This window comes from Caballeronia udeis (assembly GCF_044909315.1).
GTDB lineage: Bacteria > Pseudomonadota > Gammaproteobacteria > Burkholderiales > Burkholderiaceae > Caballeronia > Caballeronia udeis_A.
In genome coordinates, this window is sequence record NZ_JBIYEB010000040.1 from 44,399 (window position 1) to 67,915 (window position 23,517).

The window sequence follows — 23,517 nt, forward strand, 5'->3', positions numbered from 1 at the left end:
TGTGTCGTTCCCTCTAAACCCTGCTCACTTCCGCCCAACGGGTCTTCTCGGGCGGGAAGACATTCCAGTCACCTTCATCGTGGTGAAAGAAAGCAATCGTCAGCGGGCCAGCCAATCGCATGACCTCGACACACACATAACGCACACCGTTTCTGGTACGCCCGAATCGGGTGACACGTAGCGGACTCGCCTGCGTAGGGGCAAGCCATTTTTCACCTGCGAACAAGGATGTTTTACAGGTTTCCATGATTGTCAATTCACGTCGTGCATCTACCCATGGCAGCATCAAGGGGCAGATTCGCGGAACCGTTAATTTGCCCTGTCTTCGGCGACCGGCTTTCGCGGTTACAAGCCTTCCGCTCACTCCACCCTTGGACGCACCTTGTGCGGCATGTCACACCGGCTGCCGTCCGACCCGCTCGTCCGGCGACTTCCAAGGACTCCCGGCGATTACCTTACGGTTGAGAATACACAACCGCGGTTTGCCCCGAAAGCGACGGATTCGCACGTGTTCATGACATTCCGGAATGCTTCGTCGTCCGCGTAGACGGCAGATTGCTGGCGACCGGATGGATCCCTCTTTCCGACGGGACCTGGAACGGCACCCGCTATAGGCTCATCCTCTGGCCGCCACATGAATCTCGTATTTCCGCGTGCCTCGCCGTTCAAATAAAGTCTCCGTACCGAAGACGAATCAGCCGGAGACATGCATGAACCATCAGATCGCTGAGGCCAGCGACCGAACCGAAACCGCAAGCGACATCCTTAGTCCGACGCCTGCGGCCGCCATGAGCGCGACGCTGGATTGCGCGATCGCCCCGCAAACCGGTGACGAGCTTCCTCATTTGTGGCATTGGATCTTTTTTCGGCCGGCTGTTCCCCAGCACCTGATCGCCGAAGACGGACATCCACGGAAAGGCGGCTTCCTCCCCGATCTTGGACTTCCCCGGCGCATGTGGGCAGGTGGCCGTCTGCGCTTTTTGGCTCCGCTCACAATCGGCAGCGAGATCAGCCGCGAGTCAAGGATTCTGAGCGTCAGCGAAAAGGAGGGTAGAACCGGGAAGCTCGCGTTTGTCACGGTCAATCGTCAAATTTTCTGCGCAGGAGCGCTCGCCGTCGACGAAGAACAGGACATCGTCTATCGGGCGCCAGCCGTTCCGGGCGCGCCAGCGCCGGCGCCGGCCGCTGCACCCGATAACGCGCAGTGGCGAAGGGAAATCGCGCCGAATGAAGTGTTGATGTTTCGCTACTCCGCGCTGACGTTTAACGGGCACCGCATCCATTACGACAAGCCGTACGCCATGCAGGCAGAAGGTTATCCCGACCTCGTCGTGCATGGGCCACTCATCGCCACGCTTCTGATGGATCTTGTGCGCCGGCACCGGCCTGATGCCCAGGTCCTGCGCTTCTCGTTCAAGGCAATGCGCCCGAGTTTCATTGGTAACGCACTTCTTCTATGCGGCAATCCATCGCCCGATGGCAAGACGGTCGAGCTTTGGACCGCAGACCATGAAGGCTGGATGACCATGTCGGCGCGCGCAACCCTCGCTTAAATCTACTCTCGACAGTGATTCACCATGTTCAATACGACAATCGATTCACATCAAGACATCCGCGAAGCAGTGCGCGACCTGTGTCAACAGTTCGCGGGTGAGTACTTCCGCAAGGTCGACGAGGCGCGCGGCTACCCCGAAGACTTCGTCAATGCACTCACGCAAGCGGGCTGGCTCGCGGCGCTGATTCCGCAGGAATATGGCGGTTCGGGGCTCGGCTTGACGGAGGCCTCTGTCATCATGGAAGAGATCAACCGTTCTGGCGGCAATTCGGGTGCCTGCCACGGCCAGATGTACAACATGGGCACGCTGCTGCGTCATGGTTCTGCGGAACAAAAAGAACGCTACCTGCCCAGGATCGCCTCGGGCGAGTTGCGACTGCAGTCGATGGGCGTCACCGAGCCGACCACGGGCACTGACACCACGAAGATCAAGACCACAGCAGAACGCAAAGGCGACCGCTATGTCATCAACGGCCAGAAGGTCTGGATTTCACGTATCCAGCACTCGGACCTCATGATCCTTCTTGCGCGCACGACACCACTGTCCGACGTCAGGAAGAAAAGCGAGGGTATGTCCATCTTCATCGTCGATCTTCGCGAAGCAATTGGACATGGCATGACGGTTCGGCCGATCTTGAATATGGTGAACCACGAAACCAACGAACTCTTCTTTGACAATCTCGACATTCCAGCCGAAGACCTCATTGGCGAAGAAGGGATGGGCTTCAAGTACATCCTTGACGGCCTGAATGCGGAGCGCACGCTGATCGCTGCGGAATGCATCGGTGACGGCTACTGGTTTATCGACAAGGTATCGCAATACGTGAAGGACCGCGTCGTCTTCGGCCGGCCGATCGGCCAGAACCAGGGCGTGCAGTTCCCTATCGCGCGCGCGTTCGTCAACGTCGAGGCCGCCAACCTGATGCGCTACAAGGCCTGCGAGATGTTCGACGCGCACAAGCACTGCGGCGCACAGGCAAACATGGCGAAGCTGCTCGCGGCAGACGCGTCGTGGGAAGCAGCCAACGCCTGCCTTCAGTTTCACGGCGGCTTCGGGTTCGCAGCAGAATACGACGTCGAGCGTAAGTTCCGCGAGACGCGCCTCTACCAGGTGGCACCCATCTCGACCAACCTTATCCTTTCATACGTCGCCGAGCACATCCTCGGTCTGCCCCGCTCTTTCTAAATGGTGGTCTGATCATGCGTCCGCTTCAAGGTATCAAGGTCGTCACTTTCGAACACGCCATAGCTGCACCCTTTTGCACCCGGCAGCTTGCCGACCTCGGCGCGCGCGTGATCAAGATCGAACGCCCCGGGACAGGAGACTTTGCCCGCAATTACGACGAACGCGTCTCGGGTCTCGCGTCTCACTTCGTCTGGACGAACCGATCAAAGGAAAGCCTCACCCTCGATGTCAAGCAACCGCAAGCGCTCGACGTCGTGCACAAGCTGCTTGCAGATGCCGATGTCTTCGTGCAGAACCTCGCTCCCGGTGCGACCCAACGGCTCGGCCTCGACTATGCATCGCTTCACGAGAAGTATCCGCGGCTGATTGTCTGCGACATCTCCGGCTATGGCCTCGACGGTCCGTTCCGCGACAAGAAGGCGTACGACCTGCTGATCCAGAGCGAATCCGGCTTTCTGAGCATTACCGGCTCGGAAAACAAACCTGCAAAGGCCGGATGTTCGATCGCGGACATCGCCGCAGGCATGTACGGCTATACCAACATCCTCGCCGCGTTGATTGAACGCGATAAAACGGGACACGGCAAACATATCGACGTGTCGATGCTCGAGAGCATGGTTGAGTGGATGAGCTATCCGCTGTACTACTCGATTGACGGGCAGACTGCACCTCGTCAGGCCGGTGCGTCACATGCAACGATCTTCCCATATGGTCCCTTTCTGGCGTCCGACGGCAAGACGGTCATGCTCGGACTGCAGAACGAGCGCGAATGGAAGAACTTCTGCGAGACCGTGATATGCCACCCCGAGCTGACTACCGACGCCCGGTTCAGTTCGAACAGCCGCCGGGTCGGGAACCGTGAAGAGCTGACGCAAATCATCGTCGAAGCGTTCGGCGCCCTGACTGCCGCACAGGTCATCGAGCGACTCGAGCAGGCAAACATCGCGAACGCGCGAATGAACGATATGCATGACGTCTGGAACCACGAACAACTGACGGCGCGGCATCGATGGACGACGGTACGAACAACTGCCGGCGATGTTCCGGCCTTGTATCCGCCGGGACAAACGGCGGCCGACGAACCGCGCATGCATGCAGTTCCCGCTCTTGGTGGAAACACAGAGGCCATCTTGCACGAACTGGGCTTCAATGCATCCTCGATCAAAGACATGCGAACAACAGGGACCATCTAGGTGAGCCGTGTTCACCTGATGATCAAGGCTTTCACTGGAAGATTCTTGCCCGTGGCGGATATTTTATCGTTGCCGTGGACTTTTCTCCGGTGAAGAAATAAGCGGAGTATGGAAATGAGGAACGCATTGGGCCGTGAACTGCCCGATTACATCGACGGTTTTGGCGACTTGCACGCTTACGGCCAACTGACCGTTGCATCCTTGCCCGACAAGACGGCGCTACCCATTCCGTCAGCAGATGACAACTGCAGCAAGCTTGTCCCCGACCTGCGTACCGCATTAAAGATTTGCAGCGTGCGTGACGGCGCGACGCTGTCGTTTCATCACCACCTGCGCAACGGAGATCATGTGATGAACATGGTCTTGCAAGAAGCTGCGCGCATGGGTTTGCGTGACCTGCGGATCGCGCCAAGTTCGATCTTTCCCGTGCATGAGCCGCTAGTCCGCCTGATCGAAGCCGGAGTGGTCCGGACGATCCATACCGGCTATGTTTCCGGGCCAGTAGCCGATTCAATCACACGTGGCTTGCTGGCGGGGCCGGCAATCCTCCAAACGCACGGAGGCCGGGCTCGCGCGATCGAAGCGGGCGAGTTGCCCATCGACGTCGCATTCATCGCGGCACCCACCGCAGATGACTATGGGAATATCAATGGCGTGTCGGGACCCAACGCCTGTGGAACGCTCGGCTATGCGATGGTCGATGCGCGTTTTGCGAAGCGCGTCGTCGCCGTGACTGATAACCTGGTTAGCTACCCGGCCTGCCCCGTCGATATCACGCAGGAGTGGGTAGATCTGGTCGTCAAGGTCGAGAGCATCGGCGAGGCATCGCGCATCGTGTCCGGCACAACGCGCATTACCGATGATTTTGTTGGCCTCGCGATCGCAGCCACTGCAGCGAAAGTTATCGAGGCGGCGGGCTTTATCGAAAATGGCTTCTCGTTTCAGACGGGTGCCGGAGGAATATCGCTAGCCGTCGCGGGATTCGTGAAGAACGCCATGCAACGTAAGGGCGTGACCGGTAGCTTCGCATCGGGCGGTGTCACCGCGCAGATCGTCGAAATGCTCGAACAAGGGCTGTTTCAGACCGTTTTCGACGTACAGTGCTTCGATCTTCGAGCCGTCGGCTCATATCGTGCAAACCGAGCACACCAGGCAATGTCGGCGTCCATGTATGCTAGCCCCGCGCAGCGCGGTGCGGTCGTCAACAGGCTCGACGCGATGATTTTGGGCGCGGCTGAAGTCGATATGCAGTTCAACGTCAACGTAACAACAACCGCGAACGGCCGCCTGATCGGTGGCTCCGGTGGTCACAGCGACACCGCTGCCGGCTCGAAGCTGGCAATAGTGACAACCAGACTGACCGCGGGCACCCACGCGAAGATCGTCGAGTCGGTCAGCACAGTCACCACCCCCGGGGCTTCGATCGACGTTGTGGTGACGGAGGCGGGCGTGGCCGTCAATCCTTTACGCGCCGAACTGGCCGGCCGGCTAAGCGCTGCCGGCATCGCGCTTGTGCCCATCGCGCGCTTGTATGACCTGGCGCGCGAAGCTTCGGTGGCAGGACAGATTCTCAAGCCTCGTGATTCGAGTACGCGCGTGGTCGCTCTCCAACAGTACCGCGACGGATCCATAATCGACGTGATCCGCGCAATACGCTGATCCGGCGCGCGTACCTTTTTGTTCATTTATCGGCCTTGGGTTCACGAAGCGTTACGCCTTTCCAGGCGTTTTGCAATACCTGCTCTTTGATCAGATCGATCAAAGTCTCCCGCACAGCTATTGTCGCCGAATGAATCGGCACGCCGTTTGGCCAGCAAATGCTCGCAGGACGCCGGATAAGCGGGTCCACGATTTTTCGCATTTTTGGAAGGCGAGACCGATGCCATTGCGCGACCGCCGACCCCGGAAGTATCGTGCATGCCCTGCCCGAATTGGCAATCAGTAGCATCGATGGCAGCGAGTCAATATCGGCCACGATGTTGAGATCGACTTTCTCGCTAAGGAACGTACGCTCAAGCAAGAGACGCAGACCGTTCGACGCTCCCGGTGCCACCATCGGGATACCGCCGAGATCTGCCAAAGGGCACGTTGATAGATGCGGCGAGATAGCACCGCCCGGTTCTCCGAACAGGTAGAGCGTCTCGTCCAGAACCGGCAACGCGGTAATGCCGGGCGTGTCCGATTCCCGGAAAAGAATCCCAAGATCCAGTCGGCCGTTGGCCAGTAATTCGTTCAGGTAGCCGCTCATCGTTTCGAAGAATTGCAGGCGGATGCCAGGATATCGATCCTGTATTCGTTCGAACAGCGGGACCGCTAACACGGATGCCATGGTTGTCGGCAAGCCTAGCGCCACGGTGCCGGATTCGACACCGACCCCTTTCATGACTTCCTGCTTCAACTGCTCCATCTGCTTGAGTACCAAGCGCGCATGACGGTAAAGCGCATCGCCTTCGGCGGTGGGAGTGACTCCGTGATTGCTTCGCAAAAGTAATGGCACGCCCAGTTCATCTTCAAGCCGGGCCATTTGCTGACTGAGGGAAGGTTGTGCGACAAAAAGCTTCTCAGCAGCCTTACCCAGGCTGCCAAAATCGACGATGCTGACAAAGTAGCGGAGTTGGCGAACGTCCATGGATTTCAACGCGCGGTCATATCGCTCTCGTGCGGATCACATCATGCAAACAGTCCACATGGGTTCTCAGAGAGAATGAATTCACCATCGTGCGGGGCTTGCGAGGAGTATCAGTCAGTCACGCGCCCACGGAGTCAAGAATGCTCTGTGCCCTGAGAAAAACCGGCCGGTCAACCATTTTCCCATCGACAGCCACCGCGGCCCCGTCCGCATCTTCGAACGCGTCGCGCACGCGCCTCGCCCACGCGAACTCCGCCTCGCTCGGCCCGAAGCACCGGTTGACCACCGGGATCTGTTTAGGGTGAATGCAAAGCTTTCCTCCAAATCCCCAGCGCTTCCCTTTTGTCGATTCAGCGCTCAACACTTCCTCGTCATCGATTGACTGAGTAACACCGTCGATCGGCGCACGGATACCCGCAACCCTCGAGATGACGGATAGCTGACCTCGAAATTGATCCAGTTCTGACCCGTTCGGCTCCATGCCCACGTCGGCACAGAAATCCAGCGTCCCGAACATCAATTGACATACAAACGGCGCCTCTGCGATCTCAAGCGCGTTCCAGATTCCCTTCGCCGTCTCTATTAGCGGATAGACAGAAACCCGTCTCCTGGCTCGTCCGACCAAATCAATGATGTCGTGCGCACTCTCGGCTTTCGGCAAAACAATGCCCGCTACGCTGCGCAGCTTCGCTAGCTGCGCGTCCTTCTCGTACTCCGGCGTACCCCTGGCGTTCACCCGGACCAGGACGGGACGATCCGGCGCAAGCCATGCGGCTACAGCCTCCCTTGCCAGTTCTTTGTGTTGAGGAGCGACCGCATCCTCAAGGTCGAGGATAACGGCATCTGCCCCACTGTTCATGGCCTTCTCAAAGCGCTCGGGCCGATTGCCCGGCACGAACAAAAACGAGCGATGCTGCCGTATATCAGATTGCGACATCTCAACTCCCGACACTCAGGTACGTTCGTTGGTCACAGCAATGCCGACAGTTCCGGCACAGCCGTGAAAAGGTCGCCAACCAGCCCGTAATCCGCTACGCCGAAAATCGGCGCTTCTTCGTCCTTGTTGATTGCGACGATCACCTTCGAGTCCTTCATGCCCGCCAGATGCTGGATCGCGCCTGAGATGCCAACCGCGATGTACAACTGCGGCGCGACTATCTTGCCCGTCTGGCCAACCTGATAGTCGTTCGGCACATAGCCTGCATCAACGGCCGCACGTGATGCGCCCATTGCCGCACCGAGCTTGTCGGCCAAAGGCTCCAACACCTGCGTGTAGTTCGCGCCGCTGCCCAGACCACGGCCACCAGACACGATAATCCTCGCCGATGTCAGTTCCGGCCGATCAAGCTTCGTCACCTCACGGCTGACGAACTGCGACAGGCCGCTGTCCACCGCCGCTGCGATCTTCTCAACCGCTGCGCCACCGCCTTCTGCTGCGACCGGGTCGAAGCCGGTCGTACGAACCGTGATGACCTTGATCGGGTCGATCGATTGCACCGTGACGATTGCATTGCCGGCATAGATCGGACGCTCGAACGTGTCAGTCGAGGCGACGGCCGTGATGTCGCTGATCTGCGCGACGTCGAGCTTTGCCGCAATGCGCGGCGCAACGTTCTTGCCGAAAGCCGTAGCCGGTGCGAGTATGTGCGAATATTCCTTCCCGATATTCAGCACCGTCGCCTCGACGTTTTCGGCAAGGCCTTCTGCCAGTTGCGGCGCATCGGCGAGCAGCACCTTCGCGACGCCCGCAACCTTCGCAGCCGCATCGGCCGCGCCTTGCGCGTTGTGCCCTGCAACCAGCACATGGATGTCGCCGCCGATCTTCCGCCCGGCAGCAACCGTGTTCAGCGTCGCCGCTTTCAGCGCCGTGTTGTCATGTTCAGCAATTACCAGAATCGTCATTTCAGTCGCCTCCGCTACTGTGAATTCGTGCGATCAAAGTACCTTGGCTTCGGTCTTGAGCTTCTCGGCCAGCGTCTTCACGTCGGCCACCTTCACGCCAGCGGAGCGCTTCGGCGGCTCGCCAACTTTCAGCATCTTCAGACGCGGGCTCACGTCGACACCGAGGTCTTCAGGCTTGAGCGTTTCGAGCGGCTTCTTCTTCGCCTTCATGATGTTCGGTAGTGTCACGTAGCGTGGCTCGTTCAGGCGCAGATCGGTCGTGACCACAGCCGGAAGTTTGAGCGACAACGTTTCCGCGCCACCATCCACCTCACGCGAAACCGTCGCCATGCCATCCCCCACAACAACTTTCGAAGCAAATGTCGCCTGCGGCAGACCCGCCAGCGCAGCGAGCATCTGACCCGTCTGGTTGGAATCATCGTGGATGGCTTGCTTGCCGAGAATCACCAGCGAAGGTTGTTCCCTGTCGATCAGCGCCTTGAGCAACTTCGCAACGGCCAGCGGTTGCAGGTCTTCGTTTGATTCGATCAGGATCGCACGGTCCGCGCCGATGGCAAGCGCGGTGCGCAGAGTTTCCTGCGCCTGCGTCACGCCCGCCGACACGGCGATTACTTCTGTCGCCACGCCCGCTTCCTTCTGACGCACCGCCTCTTCCACAGCAATCTCGTCGAACGGGTTCATCGACATCCTCACATTCGCAATGTCGACGCCCGCGCCGTCCGGCCTCACGCGGACCTTCACGTTGTAGTCAATCACTCTCTTGACTGGCACAAGAATTTTCAACGTCATCTCCTGACAATCGGCACGGCGCTCAAACGGCAAGCGCTTGAACAGCGTCACCGTTGCACCATCCATGGAAAAATAGTAGATCGATATTTGGCACAGGTTCCATTTGACGTCCGGCTACGACGCATTGCAAATATCGGATTTATTCTGGCCGCCATAGGTTCTGCTTCTGGGAGACCGCGTTGTCGCGAAGTGCATTGCATCGCCGAACAGGCACATCCGACGCCCCGGCTTGCTCCAGCATCACTGTTTCGATCTCAACTTCAGTCAGTTCTCAACCGTGACCTCGCGACAGCGGGTCTCCGGAAAAGGCAGGCAAGGGACGACTACAAAACCGTAGCCTGCGGCAGCCACCTAGGCCACCGCGATGTCTGGCGCGTCATGCAGAGTAGCCGCAAGAAGCGGGGGACGAATTCTCACCCATTGTCATGTGGTCGCAGCACGACATCAACTGGACATTCGGCATATCAGCAATGCCGCTTTGGCATCGAAGGAACGGTTTCTAGAGTAAATGATGGTGTCCTTAGGAATGAACGGTGTCATTGGTAGTTGCGTCCGTTCAGTTTCCCACCGCTTCGGGACGCGAGCATCTGGCACAGAGCATTTCAGGCAGCGGCAATCCAGTGAACTCTTAATTCACAACCCGGAGAGGACTTCCGGAATGTCATGAATTCATGCTAATCCGTCGCTTTCTCGGAGAAATTCGTCGACGTACGGTGGTCACCATGCAATCAGTCAGGGTCCGTGGAAGGCCTCGGCCGGACGAATTGCATGCTGTCACACGGGACCGGCAGCAAAGCGCTTTGCCGGTTGTTTGGACTATTCAAGGACCCAACATGAGTCTTCGGAATTCGATGAAACCACGTGCATTTCTCGCTGGGTTGGTAATCGCAGCCGCACCGCTCGCCGCGCACGCCGCTGACCTCGAAGTGAAGGTCGGTTTTGCCGCACCCCTCACAGGGCAGAACGCCGGCTACGGCAAAGATCTCGAGAACGGCGTGAAACTCGCGCTTGATGAAGCCAACGCGGCGAACATCAAGATTGGCGACCAGGTGGCGCACTTCACGCTCGTCAGTCAAGACGATCAGGCTGACCCACGCGTTGGAGTTCAGGTTGCGCAGAAACTCGTTGACGAGCACGTCGCAACAGTGATCGGCCATTTGAATTCGGGCACGACGATTCCGGCATCGCAGATCTATGAGACTGCCGGCATTCCAATGATCAATGGAGCAGCCACGAACCCCGTCATCACCGGGCGCGGTTTCAAGAATGTTTTCCAGACCATCTCGAACGACAGTCAGAATGCCGGCTATGCAGGCGCGTATGCGGTCGAGACAACGAAGGCAAAACGGATCGCAATCCTCGATGACCGCACCGCCTTCGGCCAGGGCGAAGCCGACAAGTTCGAAAAGTCCGTGAAGGCACACGGCGGCAACATTGTCGCGCGCGAATTCACGGACAATAAGGCCGTCAATTTCAGCGGCCAGCTGACCAGGATAAAGTCGGCGAACGCGGACCTAATCTTCTTTGGGGGTCTTGATAGTCAAGCTGCAGGCGTCGTGAAGAGAATGAAGCAACTCGGCATGAACGCGCAGTTTCTCGCCGGCGGTGGCGTGATGGATCCGGACTTTATCAGTCTCGCCGGTGATGCGGCGGAGGGCGCGCAGGCGTGGGAGTATGGACGGCCCCTGACGTCGATGCAAGCCGGGCGGGATTTTGCCACCAAATACAAAAAGGTCTACGGCATCGATATTCTCGTCTATGCCCCGTTTGGGTATGACGCAACCTGGACTGCAATCAAGGCCATGCAGGCCGCCAAGTCGACTCAGCCCGGTGACTATCGCGAAGTGCTTCGTTTGATCTCGTTCAATGGCGTGACGGGACCCATTGCTTTTAATCCTGATGGGTCTTTGAGGAACGGGGCATCCACGCATTATCAGGTTGAGCATGGCGCCTGGGTCGCGACTGTTTCCAAGGGCGGCTCTTGAATTGTGGCTGATTCGCTAAAGAGATGCGTAACAGAGGCCGGACCGAGACTCAACTGGTAGCAATTCGACTGTCGATTCGAGGTCTGCATAAGCAGAACCGGGACTTTGCCGTTCAGCGTGCGAGTTCTTTGAACAGCGAGCCCGCTCGTAGGCCGGCCATGGATTACAACTTAGCCGCTACCAACGCCAACTTAGCGGGGGCCATCCAGCGCGGGTGGTCGGCGTGGACGTTGACGCGCAGGAAGCCCGAGTCCGCGCTGACGTTCGCCGGGTGGGCCGCGAGGCTGCCGTTCTGCTCTGTCTCCCGACGAAATGCATCCATCTATCGACGCAGCTATATTAGTTATCCTGGCTATTTTAAATACACACCGAGTTATCGATTTGCGCGAACCGCCCGACCGGGTCGTGAGGGTTCACCCTTCGTGGAAAGTTCTATCGTGCAACGAGCTAAGAACAAAGCACCGAACAGGTAACGGCGATCCACTCGCATGCAACGTCGAGTTGCTCGACGGACGTCGCAAATGAAATGCGGAATGCGGGCGTCGGGCGCCTACGCCGTTCAATCGTCCATCGGGCGATCATTCGGATGCAAAAAGATGGCCTTTAGAGAATCGCTCATCGGCAACCCGAGCGTGATGCCCTTGGGGGCAATCGGTGACATGAACCACGTGTTGTAAAGCGACTGGCCGCGGCCATTTGTTTCAAGCCGCGAGATGGTCCGATCGACTACCGCCTTAAGCGAGGCGTCGCCTTTGGGAAGCATGCATGCGATCGCTTCGTGCGTTTGCGGCTCCCCGGCAATGACATAGTCTTCCGGGCGGTGCGCAGTCGCCCGTTCGCTTGCGAGCACATCGGCATCCATGAAAAAGGCTGCGGCGCGGCCTGTTTCGAGGTTCAGGAACGAAGCGCTGTGGTCTCGTGCTTCGACAAGCGTGATATTCGCGTTGTTCTTCTGGATATAAGACCTGAGGTAGCGTTCGGATGTCGTCCCGGTCGTGACCGCCACTGTCTTGCCAATCAGGTCGTTAAACGAATGGATGTTTGAATCCGCCTTCGTCAGTAACCGCGTTTCCGTCACCGAGATCGTATTGGAAAAATCAACCTGCTGTGCGCGCTCCTTGTTGTTCGTCGTCCCGCCGCACTCAAGATCGATCGTGCCGTTCTGAACCAATGCGATACGGTTCTGCGCGTTCACCGGAATCATGCGAACCTGAAGGCCTGGTGCACCAATCGCTATCTTGATCTCCTTCACGATCTCCTGCGCAATGTCTTGCGAATAGCCAATGACGTGGTCGTCGTTGTCATAGTAGGAATACGGCACCGACGACTCGCGAAAGCCCAGCACGATCATATTCCTGGCTTTGATCGATGCGAGCCGTCCCGTGAGATCCTGAGCGTGAGCGCCGAGCGCCACGCAGCTGAACAACACGAGGGCAGCAGCACGATAAGGCAAGCTGTTCATTTTTTTCCTTTCCCCATAGTCCGATAGTTGATAGCGCCCTCTTCGCCCACAAGTCAGGGACGAAGCGCCGAACACGCAGCCGCAATCCGCTTGCACGCCTCTTGGAGCTGCGCGAAAGAAGTGGCAAATGAAATGCGAAAGGCCGGAGACAGGCCAAAGGCCGCGCCCTGGATTACCGCGACTTCCTGGCTCTCTAGCAGGTACATGACGAAATCGGTGTCGTTACCGATTACCTGGCCATTCGGAGTGCGCTTGCCAATGACGCCCGCACAAGAGGGGTAGACGTAGAACGCGCCCGTAGGACGGGGACAATACAGACCTTCTATCGCATTCAGGCTCTCCACGACCAGGTCGCGCCGCCGCTGATATTCACTGCGCCAGCCGGCTAGAAAATCGGTTGGGCCGGTCAGGGCGGCCAGTGCCGCGGCCTGGCTCACGGAGGATGGATTGCTGGTGCTTTGCGACTGTAGTTTGGCCATGGCCTTGATAAGCACCTTGGGACCGCCCGCGTAGCCAATGCGCCACCCTGTCATGGCAAACGCCTTCGACACGCCGTTGACGGTGAGCGTGCGCTCGCGCAAATGCGGGTTGCAGCGGGCAAATGTAGCGAACTTCAGGCCGTCATAAATGAGATGCTCGTAGACGTCATCAGTCATGACCCAGACATTGGGATGACGGCCGAGCACCTCGCCAAACGCGATGAGTTCATGGTCGGTGTAAGTCGCCCCTGTCGGGTTGCACGGGGAGTTGAGCACGACCCACTTGGTGCGATCGGTGATGGACGATTCAAGCTGCTCCGGCGTCATCTTGTAGTTGCTGTTCACGTCACATTCGACAACTACCGGCCGCCCGCCATTGAGCAGCACCATGTCCGGATACGACACCCAGTATGGTGCGGGGATAACGACTTCGTCGCCCTCTTCCACCGTGCTCGTCAAGGCATTGAAAACGACCTGTTTGCCGCCGTTCCCAACCGTGATTTCATCTGGCGCAAAAACCAGCCCGTTCTCGCGCTCGAATTTATCGCATATGGCCCGCTTGAGTTCCGGCGTACCATCCACGACCGTGTAGCGAGTCTTACCTGCCTTCATCGCAGCATAGGCGGCTTCGACTATATGCGGCGGCGTGTCGAAGTCCGGCTCGCCGGACGTCAGGCCGACGATGTCCCGGCCTGCCGCGCGCAGTTCCTTCACACGCGCTGTGGCCATTGAACTCGGCGACGGTTTGATGCGCTCCATGCGGGCGGCAATCAGTTTCATATTGGTCTCTCGTGGCAAGGTGAAAGATGCTCAGGCGATCACGCCTTTTTGCGTCAGGTAGATGTCGATCCAGCCGCGCTTGTCCTGGCCCGCAAGAATCGCCTCCTTGCGTTGCTGTTCCTTCTGTGCTTGAGCGGTCGCGGCAGCCAGCAGGGTGTCCAACTGGTCAGCGGGAATTGCAACGAGCCCATCTTCATCTCCAACAATCAGATCGCCGGCCTCGATCACGAGACCGCCGATAGCAACCGGCACGTTGATCTCTCCAGGCCCTTCCTTGAACGGACCGCGATGCGTGTTGCCTCGAGCAAAGCACGGGAAGTCCGCCGCATAAAACGCGGCGACGTCACGCACGGCGCCGTCGATGACAAAACCAGCGATGCCGCGTACCTGCGCGTGCATCTGCATCAATTCACCGACCAGCGCCTGTGTCACTTCACCACCACCATCGACGACAATGACGTCGCCCGGTTCGGCGATGTCTATCGCCTTGTGGATCATCAGGTTGTCGCCCGGCCTCACCTTGACCGTAATGGCGCGGCCCACAAGCTTCTTCTGACGGTGGTAGGGTTTCAGCCCGATCACGCCACACAACCGGTGCATGTTGTCGCTGATGTGCGGAGTGACGACGGACTGAAAGCGCTCGATGAGGTCGTGAGGAATCGGCGCGGGCATCGGCATGATGCGAAAGCCAGGCATGTGTTGATGGCTCATGGGTGCAAGTCCTGGTGACGAGGGAAATCAAAGTGTCGAATGCTGGCGCAGGTAGGGCACGAGGCCGCCCGCGTCGAGGATCTTCAGAATGTCGTACGGTATTGGCGCAGCCTCGATTTCGTGGCCGTCGGGCACACAGCGCACCAGGATACGAGGTCCAAAATCAATCTGGAGTCCATAGCCTTCCGCGATTCGGCTGGTATCGCATTCGATCGGATAGAGTCCGTTGTTCACTGCGTTGCGAAAGTAGGTCCGCGCAAAACTTCGAGCGAGAACGATCCTGATCCCGGCGCCGATAACCGCCGTCACGGCGACTTCCATTGCCGAGCCGCAGCCGAAATTCTTACCCGCGACGAGGACGTCGCCAGCACGCACGGAAGCGGCAAATTCGGGTGCGATGGTCTCAAACAGATAGTTCTTCAGGACGGCAGGATCGAGCGATTCCCGCTTGCGCCGCGAAGAGATGATGTAGTCGGTATTGATGTCGTCGCCAAACAGGCGCGCGGTACCCTTGATGGACAGTGACGTCATTCTTTTATCGCCTGGAGAGGGTTTGCGGGCTGGCTATCCGGCCGGCTACAGCGCTCGCGGCGCACACTTCTGGCGACGCCAGGAAAATATTGGCGCTTGGGTTCCCCATTCGTCCCTTGAAATTCCTGTTGGCCGTGGAGATCACGTTCGCGTCGTCTTCCGGGATGGCGCCGGCCGTGCCGCAGCATGAGCCGCAACCCGGCGTAACAATAATGGCGCCCAGCTCGATCAGCTCGGCGAGCTCGCCGCCAAGAGCCAGCGCATGCAACACGTCGCGCGATGCCGGGGTGACTACCAGCTGCACGCCCGCAGCGGGCCTGCCGAACTGACGGAACACCGCAAGCGCCTGACGGAAGTCTTTCGCACGGCCGCCCGTACAGGTGCCGAGATAGACCATCTGCACAGGCACCTCCCCCAGTTCATCAAGGCGCGCGACGTGGTCGACGCTATGAGGTAATGCCACATACGGGCACAACGTCGTGAGATCTATGTCCAGTGCCCGGGTATAGACGGCATCCGGGTCCGCGGACAGGCCTTCCAACGGGGCGGCAACGCGTCCGTCCAGATAACGCCCACAGGCTGCGTCGAAAGGGAACGCGGCGTTCTTGGCCCCCATTTCGACCGACAGGTTGGCGAGGACCAAACGATCCTCAAAATCGAGCGTGTCGAGTCCGTCGCCGTGAAATTCCAGCGTCTGATACGCGGCACCGTCCGCGCCCAGCAGCTTCGCCAGATGAAGCGCGAGATCCTTCGGATACACGCCCGGCGGCAACTCGCCATGCAACGTGATCCGGATGGACTCCGGCACCTTGAGCCACACCCTTCCGGTCATCATGACGCCCGCCAGATCCGACGAACCAATACCGGTCGCAAAACAATTCGCTGCACCGTAGGTCACCGCATGGCTGTCCGCTCCGACGAGAAGCCGGCCAGGCGCTGCAAGGCCTTGTTCCACCACGATCTGATGGCCGATCCCCTCACCGATATCGAACAACGGAATGCCCTGTTCGCGTGCAAAACGCCGGATTCTCGCCTGCAACATGGCGGCCTTCGGGCTGGGCGCCGGCGCGTAGTGATCGAGCGCAAAAAGCAGTTTGTGGGGGGAATGAACGCGTGAAGCGCCCATCGCAGCGAAGTAGTCCATTGCCATAGGAATGGACCCATCAGTACCCATTGCACAATCCACTTCACAGATCGCGATATCCCCCGCGTTGACGCTGCGCCCGGAGCTGAGGGACAACAGCTTTTCTGATAGGGTTTTTCCTGACATGTCGTTGGTCTCGCGATTCGGAACGGCCTGGTTCGAGCGGGTCTCGACCGGGCACTGATGGCGCGCTGCGATGCTCTTTTCCCCGTGGTACCAAAGGCTAGCGCAGGGGTGAGTATCGCAAACCGCGACAGGTCGTATTACGAGTAATAGGCATCGCGACCAATGAATAAAATTCATTGGTCACCGAGATAGAACGTGGCGTCGCTAGGTAGCGGCTTCCTTGCAAACGAGACGCCACGGGTCAATACTTCACCGCGGCATCCCGCCAAAGCCGGTGTCGAAACGCACTCCGGTGACTGAACAACATTCGCAAACAACCTTTGATGCGCAGGAGACCATGCTAACTCTCAAGCAACTGGAAGCCGTCTACTGGGTTGCCAAGCTCGGGACCTTCGGCGCAGCGGCGGATCGTCTCTACACGACTCAGTCGGCCATTTCAAAACGCATCAATGAACTGGAAATGTTCTTTGTCGCTTCGCTGTTCGATCGCAGCAGACGCACGGTGCGGCTTACAGCGAAAGGTCGTGAATTGCTCGAGTCAGCTGAGGAGATGTTGCAGGCCCGCGATCGATTACTCGAACGCATGGGTAAGGAAGTTGAAGTCGTGCGGCACTTCCGTCTGGGCATCACGGAGCTGATCGCGTTGACGTTCCTGCCGCGACTTGTGCAGGAAATTCGCCAAGCCTACCCAACGGTGTCACTCGAGCCGGAAATCGATGTCAGCACCAATCTCGCCACGCGGCTTCTGCACGGTGAGATTGACTTCATCATCGCCCCGGCCGTCTTCAAGGATCCCCGCTTCACATCCGTTCCCTTGAAAAAACTCCAGCTCCACTGGATGTCGAGCCCGTCATTGATTACTGACTCGCAGGTGCTCTCGTTGGAAGAAATTGCGAACTATCCAATCCTGATGCAGATTGGCACGTCGGGGGTCGACGCAATCTACGAGCGCTGGTTCGAGTCCAAAAACCTGACGATTCGTCGCACCTTCGCGGGCAACAGCCTGATCGCGTTGAGTTCGCTCACGGTGGCGGGGTTCGGAGTGAGCTATCTGCCGGCGCTGTATTTCTCCGATCTTGTAGACCAGGGCTTGCTCAACGTGCTGCATTCGACGCAGAGCTTGCCGGCGGTGCGTTACTACGCGATCTACCGCAACGATGGTCCTACCCCACTCTACTCGATGGTGGCCGACCTCGCCCGGCGGCTCTGCGATTTTTCGAAACCGGACCTCGCGTCTGTTATTTCACCGTAGACGGCTTCCAAAGCGCAATGGACGTACGGCAGTCGTGTTGGTCGGCAAGTGCTCGAATCGGCAACAATCGAAACGCATTTGAGTGTTCAGGAAGACGCTGGCGCTGTGCGCGGCCCATGGCAGAGCTCCCAGCAAAACTCGAGGAATGCCTCGACCGCAGCCGGAGGTAGACGCCGGGATGGCCGGATAGCATAGAGCGGAAAGGTCTCGCCCGGCCAATCCGGGAACAGCTCCACCAAGGCGCCGCTTGCAAGCAGATGCTGCACGCCAAGAGCCAGGACTTGCGCCACACCAGCGCCGGCCACGCAAGCTCCGACCATCGTATCGACGTCCGTTAGCGTCAGTCGGCCTGTTGTCTCGACCGGCAGGATTTCCTTGCCACGGTGAAATTCCCAGTGAAACGGTTTGCCGTGCTGTGGATCGATGTACTGGATACAGTCGTGCCCGACGAGTTTCCCGGGTGTCGTCGGGCGCCCATGTTTCTTCAGATAGGACGGCGACGCCACCGTCAGGACGCGGGTTTCGAGCAGCAGCCGGGAGGACATGCTCGACGCCGGCTGCGGCCCGAACCGCACCGCGGCGTCAATGCCCTCCGTCACCAGGTCGCCCGCATCCGGCAGCTGCACCACCTTCAGGCTGAGTTCCGGATAGCGCTCCGTGAATTCCGGCAATCTCGGCGCCAGTACGTTGCGGGCAAACACGGGATTCAGGCTTACCCGCAGCGTCCCGCGAACCGTCACCGCCGCACCTGACACGACACTGGCCGCGTCCTCGATGCCGGAGAGATGGGGTGCCGCCAGCTCGTAGAGCCGGGCGCCTTCACCTGTCAGGCGCAGCGCGCGCGTCGTGCGATCCAGCAACCGTACACCGATGCGCGCTTCGAGCCGCGAGATGGACCGGCTCACGCCTGAAGCCGACAGTCCGAGCACCTCACCCGCCCGCGTAAAGCTGCCGGTCTCGACGACGGCCGCCAGCACGCTCATCCCGGCAAGCAATCTTCCGTCAAAGCTCATTTGAGTCTCGCCTTTGATTTACCTTTGACTTTTAGCATAAATCATTTGATCGCCTCCACCTTAATCAAAAGTCGCGGAACGCCTATCTTCCCATCAACGGCGCGTCACAGTGGTTACCGCCACCCGGAGTGCGGCTTCGCACCGCCCTCCCGCCGCCGTCGTCGATAACCCACCTAAAGGAGCTCACCATGCCTGGCAACGCACGCACCATCCTTTTCAAGGGCGGCACCATCGTGACGATGGACACCAAGGTTCCCAATCTCGCCACCGGCGACGTCCTGGTCGAGGGCGACCGCATCGTGGCCGTCGGCGCCAACCTGAAGGTCGATCAAGCGGAAGTCGTCGATGCCGCTGGAAGCATCGTCCTGCCCGGCCTGATCGATGCACACCACCATGCATGGCTCGGCGTGATGCGCCGGATGATGCCCGACGTTGACGATCTATTCGCCTACATCGATGTCGTGGCCGAGACGCTGGGCGCGCGCTACCGTCCGCTCGACATGTATCTGAGTACCCGTCTGACGGCGGTCGCTTCGCTCGACGCCGGCATTACGACCATCATCGACGCTTGCCACAGCTCGCGCAGCCCCGAGCACACCGATGCGGCGCTCGACGCACTCCACTCGGCCGGCATCCGGGCGCTGCACATGGTCGGCGCGGCAATGGACAAGAAAGCGTCCGCTGCCCATCTGCCGCAGGACCTCGAACGCCTCGCACTTAACTGGAACGGTGAGACGGGCCGGGTGCGGGTGGGCCTCTTCGGTCAGCTCAATCTCGACTGGTGGAAAGTCGCACGCCAGCTCGACATGCAGATCCTGACCGAGTTCATCGGCGATCTCGCCAGACTCACCCCTGAATTTGCCGAGCCTGGGGTGCTGGGCGCGCACAACATCTTCAATCACTGCACACGTATCCCGCAAGAAACGTGGAAGCTGTTCGCGGATGCGGGCGTAAACGTCACCGTCAATCCCCGTTCGGATGCGCTGTTCGGCTTCGACGACGAGAGCTTCGCCTATCAGCAAGCGATCGATCACGGCCTGACGCCGGCGCTCGGCATCGACCTCGACACCGCCTTCGGCAGCGATCTGTTTGGTGAGATGCACGCCCTGTTCGGGCAGCAGCGCGCGGCCATGCGGTATCGCCGTTTCCGCGGCGAGGCCGGCACTCCCGCGCCGATCTCGGTAGAGGCGGTGCTGCAAGCCGCGACGATCAATGGTGCCCGCGCCGCCGGCCTGGAACGTTCGATCGGCTCGCTGACGCCGGGCAAGCAGGCCGACATCATCATGGTGCGCACCAACGGCGTGGCCGTCTTCCCGGTGAACAACGCCATCGGCACAATCGTTCAGGCTGTCGAGCGCTCCGATGTCGACACCGTCATGGTTGCCGGCCAGTTGCGCAAGCGTGCCGGCAAGCTGATCGACGTCGACCTGGCAAAGCTGTCGGCCGAGGCGACCGCGTCCCGTGACTACCTGCTCGACGCGAGCGGCTACCGGCCCGACCTCTTCGAGACGTCCGCTTCCTCCTTAAACACTGCCGCCTGAGCGTGTTCGGCCGCTCTTCCCGGAGCGGCCGCCTCCCACGATTACAGATCTGGAGTTAATCATGCCATCGCTTACCGCTGAGACGACAGGTCAGGCCGACGCCACGCCGGCTTATCTGGCCCGTCCTTCCCTCGCCGTCATCGCCATGCTTTTCTGCGGCTATCTCGCCGTCGGTCTGCCGCTTCCCGTCATTCCGCTCTTCGTCCATGACAAGCTGGGCTTTGGCAACCTCGTCGTGGGCCTTGTGATCGGGATTCAGTTCCTCGCCACCGTCCTGACCCGTGGCTATGCCGGTCACGTGACCGACCATCAGGGCGGCAAGCGGGCAGCCTTGCAGGGCGCTGCCTTCTCCGCCGTGGGTGGCCTGCTTTATCTGGTCGCCGCTATCCAGGGTCTTTCCCCGTCAACCAGTCTTGCCATCGTGATCGCAGGGCGCCTGGTGGCGGGTCTCGGAGAAAGTCAGTTCGTCACCGGTTGCGTGTCCTGGTCGATCGCCTCGGTCGGTCCGCAACGCGCAGGGATGTCGATGTCCTGGACCGGCATCGCGATGTTCGCCGCGCTGGCGATCGGTGCGCCCGTCGGCATGGGCCTTTATCAGCAGTTGGGCCTTCAGGTCGCGATGGCTGCCTGCATCGTCGCGCCACTGCTCGCGGTCTGTATCGCCTTTAGGGCAACCTCGTACGTAGCGCCTGCCGGTCATCGACTGCCGTTCTATCGCGTGATCAGCCAGATCTGGCGAGAAGGGTTGGGCTTGATGCTGCAAGGCGTCGGGCTGTCCGGACTGACGGCATTTGCTTCGCTCTACTTCGCGATGCGTGGCTGGGGCCATGCCGGACTCGTCATGACTGCGTTCGGCATCGGCTTCATCCTGATGCGGCTGGTGTTCGGCCATCTGCCCGATCGCATCGGCGGCTACCGCGTTGCGCTTTGGTCGCTGGTCATCGAAGCCATCGGCCAAGCGGTGCTGTGGGCCGCGCCCTACGAAATAGTGGCGCTCGCGGGTGCGTTCGTCACCGGCCTTGGCTGCGCGCTGGTATTTCCGGCCCTGGGTGTCGAGGCACTCAAGCGCGTGTTGCCGGCAAATCGCGGCGGTGCGATGGGCGCTTTCGTCGCCTTCCTCGACATTGCCTATGGCATTGCCGGGCCCGCGGCCGGGCTCGTTGCCGGCCAGTTCGGCTACGCCGCGGTCTATCTGCTCGGCGCGGCAAGCGCGATTCTTGGAATGGTCCTCGTCCTGATCAGCCGCCGCTCGCTCCACACGCTGAGCTGAGCATCTCACCCCCGGAACCGGCAACGCCCATGTCGCCGGCTCGCCATCCAGTACAGGAGAATTCACATGGCACGTATATTCATTTCCGGCTCGTCCACGGGCCTCGGCTTCATGGCCGCCGAACTGCTTGCTGCGCAAGGGCACCAGGTTGTCCTGCATGCCAGGAACGCCGCCCGCGCGGAAGTTGCCCGGCGCGCGTTACCCAAGGCCGAGGCCGTAGTCGTGGGCGATCTTGAAACCATCGCCGGGGCCAAGGCGCTTGCTACGCGTGTCAACGAACTCGGCCGCTTCCATACGGTGATCCACAATGCCGCGGTCGGCTACCGCGAAGGCCAGCGCCTCACGACCGACGGTCTGCCGCACGTCTTCGCGATTAACACACTGTCCGCCTACATCCTGACCGCCTTGATAGAGAAGCCGAAGCGGCTCGTCTATCTGAGCTCGGGTATGCACCACGATGCCGATGCCAATCTCGACGATATCCTCTGGCGCAAACGTCGCTGGAACGGATCCGCAGCCTATGCCGAAAGCAAGCTGCATGATGCAATGATGGCATTCGCCATCGCCCGCCGCTGGCCCGATGTTTTTTCCAACGCGCTTGAACCCGGCTGGGTACCTACGCGAATGGGAGGTCCTGGCGCGCCCGACGACATGGATCAGGCGCATCGCACGCAAGCCTGGCTCGCCGCCAGTGACGATCCGCAAGCTCAGGTGAGCGGCCAGTATTTTTATCACCTGCGGCCGCTCGCTCCAAACCCGCAGGCGAAGGACGCTGCTCTCCAGAACCGGCTCATCGCGCTATGCGAGAAACTCTCCAGCGTCCATTTGCCGGCATAAGCGCTCGCTTTCGTGGCCGGGTTATCGCGTTGCCACCAATCAAACCCGCCGACGTTGTGTTCCGGGACCCGCCGTTTGATAGTCGACGCAACGAACGGCGGAAGCGGGTCGGAAGATATGAGTGAACTGGCGACCTTGGAAAAAGCGGGCTACCAACCGGGATGGTCTTTTGATTCCTTGAGGCCGCGCAGCGTCAGGTCGATATCCGGTACGGGACCGAGTGCCCGCAAACATGGCCCCGTTGAGTAAACACTGACCCCGGGCGTGAGCGCCCACGCTTCGGGCAAGCAGTAAATACGCTTCTCGGACCTTATCCATAGTCCGGCAACCTGAGCAGATCAAGGAAGGCCCGCACGATCGGTGCGGCCGGTTCGCTCGCGCTGCCCTTGAAGACGGCCGCAAGCTCCCAACAGGGTTCACCCGTTTCGCGAAAGGTTGCCGTTGCGATCGGCGTGCCACGTGTGTCTCGAACGCGTTCGGCAGCGATGGATTCCGGCACCATCGCGATCGCTAAACCTTGCGCCACGAGTTCGAGCAATATCGGCATGTCGTTGACCTCGAAGGCGATTGAGCGGTGCAGCCCCGCAGCCGCAAAACTTCGATCGACGAGCCGCCGCACGCTCCAGTCCGGACGCAGATCGGCGAAGGTTTCTTCGCCGAGATCAGACAGCATGAGTTCGCTCGCGCCCGCAAGTCGATGACGCGTCGCACAGACGACCACCATCCCTTCGCACGCGAACATCCGCGAGGCGAGATCATCGGACAGCGGATCCGGCGGCTGCGTAAAGGCGAGATCGAGGCGCCCTTCCAGTACCTGATCAAGCAGCGCGCGCGAGCCGTCGAGCGTCAACTGGATATCGATCCCGCTGAACGCGGACCGGAACAGCCCTAGTGCGGCCGGCAGGTCGACGAACGGCGCAAGACTGTGAATCGCACCGATGCTGAGCCTCCCGCGCGCAAGTCCATGAACCTGCGTCACAGCATGGCGCGCGGCGCGCGCGGCTGTGAGCACCCGTCGCGCTTCATCGAACAGCACTTCGCCGGCCGGGGTCAGGTCGACCCGCCGCGTGCTGCGAATGAACAACGGCCCACCGAGGTCTTCCTCCAGCGAACGAATCGACGCCGACAGCCC

At 59.9% G+C, this 23,517-nt stretch carries 20 protein-coding genes; 9 read left to right on the forward strand and 11 right to left on the reverse strand.

Translation table 11 applies throughout. From position 1 onward, the window contains the following. Positions 1 to 710: 710 nt before the first annotated feature. From ABH944_RS39755 to citF, 4 genes are all read left to right on the forward strand, one after another. On the forward strand, positions 711 to 1,553 hold the full coding sequence (locus ABH944_RS39755) for an HTD2 family dehydratase (protein WP_404613819.1): 843 nt from the start codon (positions 711 to 713) through the stop codon (positions 1,551 to 1,553). Positions 1,554 to 1,577: 24 nt separating this feature from the next. Then, positions 1,578 to 2,741, forward strand: a complete 1,164-nt coding sequence (locus ABH944_RS39760) for an acyl-CoA dehydrogenase family protein (protein WP_404613817.1) — start codon at positions 1,578 to 1,580, stop codon at positions 2,739 to 2,741. A gap of 14 nt (positions 2,742 to 2,755) precedes the next feature. Then, positions 2,756 to 3,934: a CaiB/BaiF CoA transferase family protein gene (locus tag ABH944_RS39765; protein ID WP_404613815.1), complete on the forward strand. Its 1,179-nt coding sequence runs from the start codon at positions 2,756 to 2,758 to the stop codon at positions 3,932 to 3,934. A gap of 114 nt (positions 3,935 to 4,048) precedes the next feature. Next, complete coding sequence (citF, locus tag ABH944_RS39770; protein ID WP_404613813.1) at positions 4,049 to 5,593, forward strand: citrate lyase subunit alpha; 1,545 nt, start codon at positions 4,049 to 4,051, stop codon at positions 5,591 to 5,593. Positions 5,594 to 5,615: 22 nt separating this feature from the next. Here citF and ABH944_RS39775 read toward each other — a convergent pair whose 3' ends face one another. The 4 genes from ABH944_RS39775 to ABH944_RS39790 all read right to left on the reverse strand — a co-directional run bounded on the left by ABH944_RS39775 (position 5,616) and on the right by ABH944_RS39790 (position 9,248). Beyond that, positions 5,616 to 6,563 carry a LysR substrate-binding domain-containing protein gene (locus tag ABH944_RS39775; protein WP_404613882.1) on the reverse strand — a complete coding sequence of 316 codons (948 nt, stop codon included), beginning with the start codon at positions 6,561 to 6,563 and terminating at the stop codon, positions 5,616 to 5,618. 118 nt (positions 6,564 to 6,681) lie between these two features. Beyond that, a complete protein-coding gene (locus ABH944_RS39780) occupies positions 6,682 to 7,500 on the reverse strand; it encodes an HpcH/HpaI aldolase/citrate lyase family protein (protein WP_404613811.1) in 819 nt (272 codons plus the stop codon). 32 nt (positions 7,501 to 7,532) lie between these two features. After that, entirely contained in the window at positions 7,533 to 8,465 is a 933-nt protein-coding gene (locus ABH944_RS39785; protein WP_404613809.1) for an electron transfer flavoprotein subunit alpha/FixB family protein, read from the reverse strand. Positions 8,466 to 8,498: 33 nt separating this feature from the next. Then, the gene (locus ABH944_RS39790) at positions 8,499 to 9,248 is read right to left on the reverse strand and encodes an electron transfer flavoprotein subunit beta/FixA family protein (RefSeq protein ID WP_404613807.1); all 750 of its coding nucleotides are present in this window, start codon (positions 9,246 to 9,248) and stop codon (positions 8,499 to 8,501) included. 839 nt (positions 9,249 to 10,087) lie between these two features. On the opposite strand from ABH944_RS39790, the gene ABH944_RS39795 reads away from it, so the two are divergent. Beyond that, the gene (locus ABH944_RS39795; RefSeq protein WP_404613806.1) at positions 10,088 to 11,239 is read left to right on the forward strand and encodes a branched-chain amino acid ABC transporter substrate-binding protein; all 1,152 of its coding nucleotides are present in this window, start codon (positions 10,088 to 10,090) and stop codon (positions 11,237 to 11,239) included. 559 nt (positions 11,240 to 11,798) lie between these two features. Here ABH944_RS39795 and ABH944_RS39800 read toward each other — a convergent pair. The 5 genes from ABH944_RS39800 to ABH944_RS39820 are packed head-to-tail and all read right to left on the reverse strand — an operon-like array spanning position 11,799 to position 16,472. Then, entirely contained in the window at positions 11,799 to 12,701 is a 903-nt protein-coding gene (locus ABH944_RS39800; protein ID WP_404613804.1) for a transporter substrate-binding domain-containing protein, read from the reverse strand. Positions 12,702 to 12,754: 53 nt separating this feature from the next. Beyond that, positions 12,755 to 13,960: an aminotransferase class I/II-fold pyridoxal phosphate-dependent enzyme gene (locus tag ABH944_RS39805; RefSeq protein WP_404613802.1), complete on the reverse strand. Its 1,206-nt coding sequence runs from the start codon at positions 13,958 to 13,960 to the stop codon at positions 12,755 to 12,757. Between the two features lie 30 nt (positions 13,961 to 13,990). After that, positions 13,991 to 14,671, reverse strand: a complete 681-nt coding sequence (locus ABH944_RS39810; RefSeq protein WP_404613800.1) for an RraA family protein — start codon at positions 14,669 to 14,671, stop codon at positions 13,991 to 13,993. A 27-nt stretch (positions 14,672 to 14,698) separates the two neighbouring features. Further along, positions 14,699 to 15,202, reverse strand: coding sequence for a LeuD/DmdB family oxidoreductase small subunit (locus tag ABH944_RS39815; protein ID WP_404613798.1), 504 nt, complete (start codon positions 15,200 to 15,202; stop codon positions 14,699 to 14,701). 4 nt (positions 15,203 to 15,206) lie between these two features. Beyond that, a complete protein-coding gene (locus ABH944_RS39820) occupies positions 15,207 to 16,472 on the reverse strand; it encodes a 3-isopropylmalate dehydratase large subunit (RefSeq protein ID WP_404613796.1) in 1,266 nt (421 codons plus the stop codon). A 337-nt stretch (positions 16,473 to 16,809) separates the two neighbouring features. Between ABH944_RS39820 and ABH944_RS39825 the strand changes: the two genes are divergently transcribed. Beyond that, on the forward strand, positions 16,810 to 17,724 hold the full coding sequence (locus ABH944_RS39825; protein ID WP_404613794.1) for a LysR family transcriptional regulator: 915 nt from the start codon (positions 16,810 to 16,812) through the stop codon (positions 17,722 to 17,724). Between the two features lie 86 nt (positions 17,725 to 17,810). Here the strand turns inward: ABH944_RS39825 and ABH944_RS39830 are convergent, their stop codons facing one another. After that, complete coding sequence (locus ABH944_RS39830) at positions 17,811 to 18,737, reverse strand: LysR family transcriptional regulator (protein WP_404613792.1); 927 nt, start codon at positions 18,735 to 18,737, stop codon at positions 17,811 to 17,813. A gap of 188 nt (positions 18,738 to 18,925) precedes the next feature. Here ABH944_RS39830 and ABH944_RS39835 point away from each other — a divergent pair, with 188 nt between their 5' ends. The 3 genes from ABH944_RS39835 to ABH944_RS39845 all read left to right on the forward strand — a co-directional run bounded on the left by ABH944_RS39835 (position 18,926) and on the right by ABH944_RS39845 (position 22,385). After that, on the forward strand, positions 18,926 to 20,278 hold the full coding sequence (locus ABH944_RS39835) for an amidohydrolase family protein (protein ID WP_404613790.1): 1,353 nt from the start codon (positions 18,926 to 18,928) through the stop codon (positions 20,276 to 20,278). A gap of 61 nt (positions 20,279 to 20,339) precedes the next feature. Beyond that, a complete protein-coding gene (locus tag ABH944_RS39840) occupies positions 20,340 to 21,548 on the forward strand; it encodes an arabinose transporter (protein WP_404613788.1) in 1,209 nt (402 codons plus the stop codon). A gap of 66 nt (positions 21,549 to 21,614) precedes the next feature. Continuing rightward, positions 21,615 to 22,385, forward strand: coding sequence for an SDR family oxidoreductase (locus ABH944_RS39845; protein ID WP_404613786.1), 771 nt, complete (start codon positions 21,615 to 21,617; stop codon positions 22,383 to 22,385). Between the two features lie 310 nt (positions 22,386 to 22,695). On the opposite strand, the gene ABH944_RS39850 is transcribed toward ABH944_RS39845, so the two are convergent. Beyond that, on the reverse strand, positions 22,696 to 23,517 hold an 822-nt coding region (locus tag ABH944_RS39850), incomplete at its 5' end, for a LysR substrate-binding domain-containing protein (RefSeq protein WP_404613784.1).